This window comes from Thiohalophilus sp. (assembly GCF_046483665.1).
Lineage (GTDB): Bacteria > Pseudomonadota > Gammaproteobacteria > UBA6429 > Thiohalophilaceae > Thiohalophilus.
Window position 1 is genome coordinate 36,410 of the sequence record NZ_JAWOCR010000018.1, and the last position, 11,249, is coordinate 47,658.

9 protein-coding genes are annotated in these 11,249 nt (G+C 51.3%); 7 read left to right on the forward strand and 2 right to left on the reverse strand.

Features of this window, described 5'->3' with window-relative positions:
• Positions 1-458: 458 nt before the first annotated feature.
• The 3 genes from R6U90_RS04985 to R6U90_RS04995 all read left to right on the forward strand — a co-directional run bounded on the left by R6U90_RS04985 (position 459) and on the right by R6U90_RS04995 (position 2,111).
• Entirely contained in the window at positions 459-971 is a 513-nt protein-coding gene (locus R6U90_RS04985; protein ID WP_410351572.1) for a hypothetical protein, read from the forward strand.
• Positions 971-1,162: a DUF3330 domain-containing protein gene (locus R6U90_RS04990; protein ID WP_410351573.1), complete on the forward strand. Its 192-nt coding sequence runs from the start codon at positions 971-973 to the stop codon at positions 1,160-1,162. Before R6U90_RS04985 ends, R6U90_RS04990 begins: the two co-directional genes overlap by 1 nt.
• 304 nt (positions 1,163-1,466) lie before the next feature.
• Positions 1,467-2,111, forward strand: coding sequence for an adenylate kinase (locus R6U90_RS04995; RefSeq protein WP_410351574.1), 645 nt, complete (start codon positions 1,467-1,469; stop codon positions 2,109-2,111).
• A 297-nt stretch (positions 2,112-2,408) separates the two neighbouring features.
• On the opposite strand, the gene R6U90_RS05000 is transcribed toward R6U90_RS04995, so the two are convergent.
• Together R6U90_RS05000 and R6U90_RS05005 are read right to left on the reverse strand one after the other, a co-directional pair.
• A complete protein-coding gene (locus R6U90_RS05000; RefSeq protein ID WP_410351575.1) occupies positions 2,409-4,139 on the reverse strand; it encodes a diguanylate cyclase domain-containing protein in 1,731 nt (576 codons plus the stop codon).
• 4 nt (positions 4,140-4,143) lie between these two features.
• Positions 4,144-5,097, reverse strand: a complete 954-nt coding sequence (locus tag R6U90_RS05005; protein WP_410351576.1) for an ABC transporter substrate-binding protein — start codon at positions 5,095-5,097, stop codon at positions 4,144-4,146.
• A 536-nt stretch (positions 5,098-5,633) separates the two neighbouring features.
• On the opposite strand from R6U90_RS05005, the gene R6U90_RS05010 reads away from it, so the two are divergent.
• The 4 genes from R6U90_RS05010 (at position 5,634) to R6U90_RS05025 (ending at position 10,985) form a co-directional block, all read left to right on the forward strand.
• Positions 5,634-7,397, forward strand: coding sequence for a radical SAM protein (locus R6U90_RS05010; RefSeq protein ID WP_410351577.1), 1,764 nt, complete (start codon positions 5,634-5,636; stop codon positions 7,395-7,397).
• Positions 7,398-7,876: 479 nt separating this feature from the next.
• Positions 7,877-9,088, forward strand: coding sequence for a glycine betaine/L-proline ABC transporter ATP-binding protein ProV (proV, locus tag R6U90_RS05015; RefSeq protein WP_410351578.1), 1,212 nt, complete (start codon positions 7,877-7,879; stop codon positions 9,086-9,088).
• Positions 9,089-9,109: 21 nt separating this feature from the next.
• Entirely contained in the window at positions 9,110-10,021 is a 912-nt protein-coding gene (locus R6U90_RS05020; RefSeq protein WP_410351581.1) for an ABC transporter permease, read from the forward strand.
• 100 nt (positions 10,022-10,121) lie between these two features.
• Positions 10,122-10,985 (forward strand): glycine betaine ABC transporter substrate-binding protein, encoded by an 864-nt coding sequence (locus tag R6U90_RS05025; protein ID WP_410351579.1) that lies wholly within the window; start codon positions 10,122-10,124, stop codon positions 10,983-10,985.
• The last annotated feature ends 264 nt before the right edge of the window (positions 10,986-11,249 follow it).

Genomic DNA, 11,249 nt, shown 5'->3' on the forward strand with positions numbered 1-11,249 from the left:
CTCACTCGCCTGGCCCATGAGACTGATGCCATGACAGAAATCTTAATCAACTTTTAAATGATACAGGCAAACAAGCGGCGCTGGCTTTCTACGCAATACGGGTTCTGACACCGACAGCAGCAGAGTTTGCCACGGCGCCGATCAGGTTACACGAGCTGGCACAGGGGCATGAAAATCGTTAACACATGATATGACAAAGGGTATCCATCAGGCCGGGCACTGTTCGAAAAGATGACGGGTCCCTTTTCCGGGGGGAAGTGTCTCGGGCATCGGGTAGAAACTACCTGCCTGGTCGTGCGAGCTTTGCGGACATTTTGCCGCCGGTTGCAGTGATTATCGGGGCGCCCTGTCTATCAGATTTTGCAGGCATTGATTAATATCAATGTTTCGGCCACCGCGCCCGGCTATGTTTTACAGAGTATATGCTGAGTCAATTACCCTCATCAGGGAGCATCGCCATGAAACAATATCCACACAAACTGGCAGGAATTTTCCCCGACTCAACCTCTCTGGCCCAGGCCGAGAAGTTGTTTCATGACGCCGGGTTTTCCAAAGAACAGGTAAACCCTGTCCAGGCCGGGGAGGCTGTGCGCGAGCAGGAGAAAAAAATTGAACCCGAATCCACGGGCGTGCGTAAGGAATTCGTTCGGGATATCGCGATGGGTACCGGGGTTGGCGGTGTGGGCGGTGCAATCGGTGCAGCAGGTATAGGCCTGGGGCTGCCTGCCTTGTATGTCAGTGCCCCGGTGGTTGCGCCCCTGATGGTCATCGGTTATGCCGCTACCGTCGGCGGGCTGGCAGGAGCCATACGCGGACTCCATGTTAAAGAGGATATGTTGACCTCCCTGGTAGAAGACGTTCTGAAAGAGGGTTATCCGGTTCTGATAGTCCACGCCAGTGACAAGCGCGAGGCTGAAAAGGCACATGAATTGATGGATTCGACCATGGAAATCAAGGAAGTGAGCGTCTGATGTCTGATACGCCAGACAAATCGGAAAAGAGCGCAAGGCTACCGGAAACAGTCAAATGCGCGGTATGCCGCCGTGAGATTCCGCGGGTTGACGCCATTACGGAGGAAGGCGGTGAGTATATGCGCTGGTATTGTGGTTTTGACTGTTATCAAAGCCGGAAACAGGACAGCGAGCCAGCAAGCCGCCAGTGAGCAAACAAATCGAGTTCGAAATCAGAAACTCATCGTTGTTTCCTGTTCTGCTGCCGGTATTTCGAGGTATGCCGCTATAACAGGGTGTGTGGCCAACAAGCCTGTAAAGGCCCTACGAGCTCAGGACCCCCCCCCCGGGATACCCGATCAATGCAAGGTGACAGGGTATCTGATCGACTGTTTGCCGTACTAGATATCAGTTTATTGGCGGCTAAAAAAAATTATTTGGCACTTTAGCCCAATTTATGAAATAACCCTCCTCTGATTCTGACTTACCATTCATCCGAATAAAAGGGGAAACGTAGTGAAACTGATTCTGTTAGGCGCGCCGGGTGCCGGCAAGGGCACCGTGGCCAACATGCTGAGCGATATTGACGGTTCTGTACAAATTTCCACCGGCGATATTCTGCGTGCGGCGGTCAAAGAGGGCACCGAACTGGGTAAGCAAGCCCAGAGTTACATGAACGCGGGCGACCTGGTCCCGGATGAGCTGATCATGGGCATCATGAAAGAGCGCCTGAAGGAAGACGATTGCAAAAACGGCTACCTGCTGGACGGGTTCCCACGCACCATTCCCCAGGCCGAACAGCTCAAGACCATGCTCGAAGAGATGGGTGAAAAACTGGATGCAGTAGTTGATCTGGCTGTGCCGCGCGAGGTCATCCTCGATCGCCTGACCACACGCCGTACCTGTACCCAGTGCAACGCAATCTACAACGTCAAAAGCAAGCCGCCCCGGGTCGAAGGCGTATGTGACGAGTGTGGCGGACCAGTCGTGCAGCGTGATGACGAAACCGAAGAGGCAATTGCCAGTCGGCTTGATACCTACAACGAGAAGACCGCGCCACTGGCAGGGTTCTATGAGAAGGAAGGCATGCTGATGCGTATCAATGCCACCTCCAGTGATGACGTTGTGATTGCGATCAAAGAGAAATGCGGTCTCGCATAACCTCTTGTGGTCAGCATTCAGGGCTCAGAGCGCAGATTATTGATGGTTAGCAATAACTGCGCTCTGACCCGGTCCAACCTGGAGCCTGCTACCAGGCTGTGAATAGTAAAGCATTGCTATATTCATTTCGTTCGTTGAGCCGGATAAAAAGGGATGTCGGTATGAATTATAAGTATAAATAGATTATTTTTTAGCAAACGACAGTCGCACATGACCAGATAGATTGAGTAAAGAACTGGAAAATTCAATCGCGAAGTGCAAACCAGTGATTTTGAATCAAAGTCAAGGATATTCTGGTCAATGTTCCGGCTTGTAAATCCGTATGCAGTTGCGCCCCGCAGATTTTGCCTCGTACAGCGCCTTGTCAGCATGTTTAATCAGTACAGCCGCCTGCTCCCGGGGTGTATCATATTCCAGGTGAAGACTGGCAATCCCGATGCTCAGAGTGATATGGCCTGAAGCTTCTGACCCCGAATGCGGAATAGCCTGTTGCTTCAGTGAATATTGGAGCTTTTCTGCGATTGCCAGGCCCTCGCTGATGCTCAGGCCGGGAAGAATAATAGCAAATTCCTCTCCTCCATAACGGGCAGGAAGATCGCTGCTGCGCTGAAAAGTCTCCCGCAGGATCTCACCAACTTTCCCCAGAGCGTCGTCACCTTTTTGATGGCCGTAAGCATCATTATATTTCTTGAAATAATCAATATCACACAACATTAATAATAACGAGGAGTTCTGCCGCTGGGCACGTTGCAGTTCATTATATAGCGTATGATCAAACTGTCGGCGATTGGCCAGCCCTGTCAAGCTGTCCTGAAGTGCATAATCAGTTAATTCGGCATTACTCTCGAGAAGGTTTTCATTAGCTTTTATCAATGCGTCTTGTAGTGCTCTGCGTTCGGACACATCCCGCACTATTCCCGTAAAATGAATTTGTCCATCGACGTCATATTGTGAAATAGATAATTCAACCGGAAAGGTACTGCCATCCTTTTTCCTGGCGACGACTTCACGTGTCTTACCGATAACTTTAGCGGTGCCGGTGCTAATATAGTTATTTATATATGTGTCATGATAAATAGCATATTCTTGAGGCATCAAGATGTTGATGTTTTGACCAATGATCTCATCTTTTTTGTAACCGAAAATTATTTCTGCCGCAGAATTAAAGGATTCAATTCTCCCCCGCGAGTCTATGGTGATGATAGGGTCAATTGCAGTGTCAAGGATGTTGGACAAGCGTTTTTCGCGATCCAGAATGGTACGGCGGTTCTCGTTGATAGTATCGAACATATGGTTGAGACGTTTGGAGAGTAACGCAATTTCATCATTGCCCCGCACAGAAAGGCGGCTATCCCGGTTGCCAGCTTCAAATTCTTCGACCTTATCAGTAATCATGGTAGTGCGCCGGGTAATAAACTTGTGAACAAATACCATGATTAACAGAGCAGTTAATCCGACACCGCCGCCAATGATAAGTATCTGGTTAGATAAAGTTTCGGATATCGAGTCCAGGTGGAAGCCCATGTCGAGCTTGTAAAAAAGAAGGCCACATCTAAATGGACGAAGCTGATCTGAAAACCGTAGATTACAGACCCTCGCAAGACCATTGATTTCCCATAGTTTCTTATCCAGATAAACCATGGAAATATTATTATTTATTGAACGGGCAATCCTTTCTGAAGATATATTGTGTGATGACGGGTCCCAGGGCCGCCCCAGGTCACTATATTGCAAGGAGGCGAGAACCTTAAGTTCGGTATCAACAATAACTATGTCTTTGACATCGGGTTCAGAGGCAAAACTGGAAATTAATTGTTGGAGGCTATCGTCCTGTTCTACTCTTAGTAATTGTTCAGCACCATTTTGTATGAAGTTGAGTCGGTCATAAACACGCTGTTTTTCTTCTTCGATGATAGTCTTAATTGCAATTTTGCTGCTGATTAAATAAGCGATAATCAATACAGATATAACGATAACAATCGTTAATATGGGGATCTGAAAGCGCAGGCTGAAAATCGGTTTGAGCATAGTTCTAATTGACAAACCGTGCAGAGATCATGTTGTCGGTGTCTGTTTCTTTATCAAGTAAATTGTATTTGGTGAGTATGTTGCGCATCTTATATATCGTCGACTCGAGGCTTGCCGGGGTGCCGGATAAAAGCTCTCTGTTCTTTTTCTTGTCTGCCAGGATCAGTCCCCTATAGCCTTCTATGACCTCTTCCTGGGTTAGTCTTTGTCGCTTGGCAATATTTTTGGCGGACTCCTGCATGTTGTTGTTAAGATGATCAACAGCTTTAAACCAACCGCTGGTTAATAGTCTTGTTTTTTCTGGCCTGGAGTTTATGTAATCCTCATGCACCACGAGCACATCGACAACCTCATCCGAAATATCTTTGCTACTGAAAATCTGGTTAGCTCCGGCTTTGAGTAACCGCGTTTTTACCGGTTCGAATGTCACGACTGCATCGACCTTTTTATCTACATAGGCCTGTTCATGGCGATTCGTGTCCACGTTGACAATCTCGATATCAGATAACGACATATCCTGAAGTTCCAGGGCGCGAGTAATGATAAAGGCGCCGAGAGCCGTGCTCTCTACGCCGACACGCTTGCCCTTTAAGCCGGTTAAATGATTGACAGGCGGTCTGGCCAGGATGACATCAGCACCCTGAGAGATGTCCATGACAAGTATGATTTTGACAGGAATGTTGTCCTGGCGTAGCAGCAATGCTTCATCCAGTGTGAGTGCGGCGGCATCCAGGGCGTTATTTCGAAACGCACGTATAACCTCTGTCGCTGACGGGTACTGTGCAAGATGGATCTGTTTTGGGGGCCAGGTACCCCGCTCATTCGCCACATACAGCGGTTCATAGCCCAGCCACAGGTTGGTACCGACCCGCATTGGTGTTGTGTCACCGGGAGAACAGGCCGAGATCAGTGCGACAGTCGCTATGAGTAAAATAGCAAGTAGTGTTTGTGTCGTCATTTTACCTCTATGGGAGGACTGGTGTGCCAAACTGGGTTATTGCATCTCAGCATGCCGTTAGCAGGATTAATTCTTTCATCTTACCGCTGCAATATAAGTATTACAATTAAGGGGGATGTGTCTGAAATTTCCCTACGGTCAGTGAAGTATCTTGTCGCCAATACTCGATTAATTATATAGATAGATTTATTTTAAAAAAACGCGTCTCATTATCATTTGGGAATTCAAACAAGTTGTGAGATGGGGGCGAGGATAACTATTGTCATAGCGGGGTCGGACGATTGCTATTTCAGGAACGGTACATTTTATAGTCAGGGAAACCCGTTTTTATGCCGTATTATTTCTGCGGGATCTCTTGTGTGGGGGGCGGTAATTTACTACCCATGTAAACTGGCGGCATGCACTATAGCTGATCAGCAGGCACCCTATTTCGTCTGATCGTGTTACTAAATAGTGCGTGTCAAAAGCCCGGCGAAAGTTGTATGTATAATTAATCATTTACGAGTCGCGAATCGACAGGATATTGCATGGCGTCAGTGCGTGGTAGAACAGACGAACACAAGGGGGTGGAAGGTGTTGCCGTGGTCAGTGGCAAGGGGAAGGCCGTCTGGGTGGCGAATCAGGCGAATCTGTTACCCGTATATCTGACCACGATGCGCCAGCGCTTCAAGGACGAGGTTAACCGGCTCACCACCGGTGGCGCTATGCGTCAGATGCTGGCCGGGCAAGCCCGGGCCGCCGAGCTCGCTTTTCCCCTGGCCTATCTCTATGCCTGGCACTGGTTGCGACACAATGTCCACGAGAATTACCGCTCGCAGGTGCTGGAGACCTTCCGCGGTCCCCGCTTTGGTTTTCTCATGGAGCTGCTGCTTTGCGACAGTGCCGAGCAATTCGTCAGCGGTTATGTCCAGCACTGGCGCGAACATCCGGCCAAAGGCCAGAAACAATGGCAGGAGTTTCAGTCCCTGCTGGCAGCCGCGAACGGGAATACCGGGCAATTGGTTCAGGACATCCTTTCCCTGTGGCAGGGCCTGGGACTGTTCACCCAAACCTACATGGTCGAGTTCAAAAATGTAGCGCGCGAGGAACGCGAGCGCTACGAGGGCATGCTCGGCCCGGAGGATGAAGAGCGGCTCGCTCTGGTGGACGCTCTGCCGGATGAACTGCAAGGGGTGACGTCGCGTTACGAGAAGATGGGAATTATCCCTGCCATGGGCTGTCCTCAGACCTGCCGGCATTGCATGTTCACCTGGCGTCCCCCGCGGGGCAAGAATGAAGACCCGAATCATGTCTTCGACCTGGTGGATCAACACACTGACAGCGTGTTGTTTACCGGTGGTGATCTGACCCGCCAGCTGGATCATTTTTACGCGGCCATCCGCCGTATGCGGCATATCAAGAACTTTGCTCTGCTGCTCAATGGCGACTTTGCCGACAGCCGCGAAATTACCCATGAAGTGCTGGGCAAGATGGCACAGGCCATCGATTCCCGCCCGAAGACCTGGGCCACTGCAAGAGTGTTGTTGCAGATCAGCTTCGACGAGTTTCATAACGAGGTTTATGTTGATAAGCAGGGTCTGCTGGCCGAGCGTATCCCCGTGGCCAAGATCGCCAATATCGTCGAAGCCTATCCATGTTATTCCGAACAAATCCAGCTGGCCCTGTTGCACAAGCAGACGACCCTGAATTTCTCCCGGGACGTATTGCAAAAAGGGGTGTTTGCACGCCTGGCGCAGGAACTGGATAAACGCGGTCATCAGGTACAGGTGCTGGATGTGAAAACCTCGCCGCGTCTGAAACGCAATCCCAAATCCCCACAGCAGCCACAACAGGTGTTGAAGGATGCGACGTTTGTGCTCGACAAATACCCGGGCAGCCCGGTATTGCTGACCAGTTCGACTATCGACGGTTACGGGCGCGCTGCGCTACTGGAGGAGTGGGAGATAGTAAAGGAAAAGGATCTGCTGCAGCAGATACTTACACAGGGTCCACCACAGGGGGAATCGTTCGATATCGATATGATGCTGTGGTTCAACGGCTGGGTAACGCTGTTCAATGCCGTACACATCTGCCTGGGGGAGCTGTACCGGGATGGGATGGAGAAAATCATGGCCCGGCAACGCAAGGATCCGTTAACCCGGGCATTGTACCGTTTCGATCGCAAATTACTCGATTACTATGCCGAAGTTCGCGGCGATCTTCAAAGCAAAATCGACGCCGCAACCGGTCCTCATCACCTGTTTCATGCTCTCACCGAAGAAGCTGACGTCAGATTGCATATGACTCGTCGGTTAATGTAAAAATGCTGTTTCTTTTTGCCCCCTTTCGATTTCTGAATATAAGGTCTCCGATATTCGAACATGCCACCCAGGGAAAAGCGAAGCGGATTCACATGTCCCGGTAAATCCGGGCGGCGTAGTCTTGCTCCATGATCCAGACTGCTGAGTTAATCCCCCGATATCCGGATGACTTGTTCGGTGCCCGGACCCGGGCCGTGAATCTCTTCGGCATCGACATGACGATACCCTGCAGGATAGATGCCAGAACAGTTCTCTCCGTGGGGATGCGAGTTGACAGCTGGCATAAGCATGCGTAAGGTTTAAATATCCAAAACAATAACTTGGCGATTGATTGTCGACGTTATTAGCGGGGAATATACCGGGCGTCGTTGTACACCTCTGACGTTCACTGATTCCTGATTTGATTGTCCTGATATACCGAACGGTATCACCGCAACACATGGTAAATACTGCGCTAATAAACTCCGGGAGAGAGTCGAATGGCCGCCATCAGTAGTGATGATCCGCAAGACAAGCTCGTTGTCGAAAATCTTTACAAAATATTTGGTCCCGAACCCGACGAGGCTCTGCGCCTGCTGGAGCAGGGGTTGTCCAAGGACGAAATTTTCGAGCGCACCCGCACGACTGTCGGCGTACAGAATGCCGATTTTTCGATTCGTGACGGTGAGGTGTTCGTGGTCATGGGGCTTTCCGGTTCCGGCAAGTCCACACTGGTGCGTCTGTTAAACCGTTTGATAGAACCGACGCGGGGCCGTGTTCTGCTGGATGGCCGCGATATCACCGCCATGAACAAAAAAGAGCTCATCCGCATGCGGCGGGAGAGCATGAGCATGGTGTTTCAGTCTTTTGCACTCATGCCGCATAAAACGGTCGCGGAAAATGCCGCTTTTGGTCTGGATGTCGGCGGCATGGAGAAACAGGAGCAGCGGGAGCACGCCCTGAAGGCACTGTCGACCGTGGGACTCGAGGCCAATGCGGACAGTTATCCCGATGAGCTATCCGGTGGCATGAAGCAACGTGTTGGTCTGGCGCGTGCACTGGCCACCAATGCGTCCATACTTCTGATGGATGAGGCTTTCTCGGCCCTGGACCCGTTGATCCGAACCGAAATGCAGGACGAGCTGGTTCGACTGCAACAAACCGAGGCACATACCATTGTCTTCATCTCTCATGATCTCGACGAGGCAATCCGGATCGGCGATCGTATCGCTATCATGGATGGCGGTGCGATTGTACAAATCGGGACGCCGCAGGAGATTGTTACCAACCCGGCCAATGAATATGTACGCTCCTTTTTTTATGGTGTGGATGTCAGCAAGGTATTCAATGCCGGTGACATCGCCGAGAAAAAATCCGTTGCCCTGTTCAAGCGCTCCGAGACGAGTGTGCGTGATGCCCTGAGCCAGATGCGTGACGACGACCGTCACCTGGCCGTGGTCGTGGATAATGACCAGCATTATAGTGGTATGGTCAGTGTCAACTGCCTGATCCGCGCCACAGAAAACGATCAGGATTGGGATGAAGCATTCCTCACCGCGGGGGAGTCAGCGCCAGCGGAAATGGAGCTGGAAGAGGTATTAAGACGGGTTGTCGAAGAGGGTTACCCGGTCCCGGTGGTGGATGAATCTGACCACTATCTGGGAGTTATCGACAAGAATATTCTTCTGAAAACCTTTAACAGGGCGGGTTGAACCATGGCGGATAAACAAATAATCGATTTCGATATCCCGATTGGTGACTGGGTCGAGAACGGGGTTAACTGGATTCAAACCAATTTGACCGGTTTGCTGGATGGGTTCGCTGATATTGTCGGCTTGCTGGTCGATACCTTTGAGGATGGTCTTCTGGCGGTACCTCCCCTGGTTCTGTCAGTCATCATCATTGCGCTGGCGGCGTGGCGGGTAAGCTGGAAATTTGGCCTGTTTGCGATTCTCGCGGTAGTGCTTATATACGGTATGGGTATCTGGGACGAGACCGTCTCCACCCTGGCCCTGGTTATCGGCTCCAGCCTGCTGGCGCTGCTGATTGGCATTCCCATCGGCATCGCCATGGCGCGCAGTGAAAGCGTGGAAGCTGTCGTGCGGCCGGTTCTGGACTTGATGCAGACCATGCCGCCGTTTGTTTATCTGATTCCAGCTGCTATATTTTTTGGACTGGGCAAGGTCCCGGGCTCGATTGCTACACTTATATTTGCCATGCCGCCGGCCGTCAGGCTGACCAACCTGGGGATTCGTCAGGTCAGTCAGGAAAACGTCGAGGCCGGCCTGGCATTTGGCTGTACCAGTCGCCAGCTGCTGCTCAAGGTGCAACTGCCGCTGGCTATGCCTTCCATCATGGCCGGTGTCAACCAGACGATCATGCTGGCATTGTCCATGGTGGTCATCGCCTCGATGATTGGCGCCGGGGGGCTGGGCAACACGGTGCTGACCGGGATTCAACGTCTGGATGTCGGGCTGGGTTTTGAAGGCGGACTCGGCGTAGTTCTGCTGGCGATATTGCTTGATCGGATTACCCAGAGTTTCGGCCAGGGTCGGCATGGAGTCACGACCAGCAGTCTGGTAGAGCGACTGCGTCAGTTTTTCAGTCTCGGCCGGGTGAATGGCCGCCAATCAGGTTCAAACTGATCACAAACAGAAGCATTGCATTGTGATCAGATACCGGCAAGGGATCGGCCTATCGGGCTCGATGCCTGCGTATTAATTACATAAGAAACGGAGAGCTAGCATGTCAATCAAGAAACTATCGTATCTATTCCTCGTCATGATCATGACGCTGGGCGTCAGCGGCGCCCTGGCCCAGGAGAAGCTCAAGATCGGCTGGACCGCCTGGTCTGATGCCGAGTTTGTCACCAAACTGGCCACCCGCATTCTCGAAGAGCGGATGGATCAGGAAGTTGAGCTTGTTCAGACCGATATCGCGCCCCAGTACCAGGGGCTCAAATCCGGCGGTATCGATATTATGTTGATGTCCTGGCAGCCCGGTACCCACGAGGATTATATCGATAAGACCTGTACCGATGTGGTTAATCTGGGATTGTTGTACACCCATGCGCGTCTTGGCTGGGTTGTTCCAAACAGTATTCCCAAAGATCAGCTCAACTCGATTGAAGACCTGAAAAATCCGGAAGTGCGTGAAAAACTGGATGGCACTATCACTGGTATCGACCCGGGTGCCGGACTGACCCGTCTCTCGAAAGAGGCTATCGAGGAATATGGCCTGGATTATGAGTTGCAGATTTCCTCGGGTGCCGGCATGACGGCCGCACTGAAACGGGCTGTACGCCGCGATGAATGGATTGTGGTAACCGGCTGGAGCCCGCACTGGATGTTTGGCGCTTTTGATCTACGCTATCTGGAAGACCCCAAAGGTGTACTCGGCAGCTACGAGCGTATCCATGCCGTGGCCCGCAAAGGGTTCTATCAGGATAACATCAAGGCAGCCAGCTTCTTCTCGCGCATGCAGTTGCCCATTGAGGACCTGGAGTCAGCGATGAATGATGCCCAGGAAACCTCGTATGAAGAGGCCGTTACAAAATACATCGACGAGAACGAAGAGCGCGTCGAGTACTGGATCAGCGGGGAGCTTTGATTGTATCGCTGGTAGAAAACAGAACCTGCCCGGCAACGGGCAGGTAACAAAAACAAGCTGTTGCTATATCCAAGGAGAGAAACCGGCATGAAAATAACAACCCTTTTGCAGTCCCACTCTCGTGCTCTAATTACCGGCAGTTCCACTCTCGCTTTACTGTTTAGTATCCCATTAACCCAGGCCACGGCCAGCGATAAAATCCAGTTTGGTAATCTGACCGTCGGCGGCGCCATGCGGGCCAATTATGTGGTCGGCGATTACCCG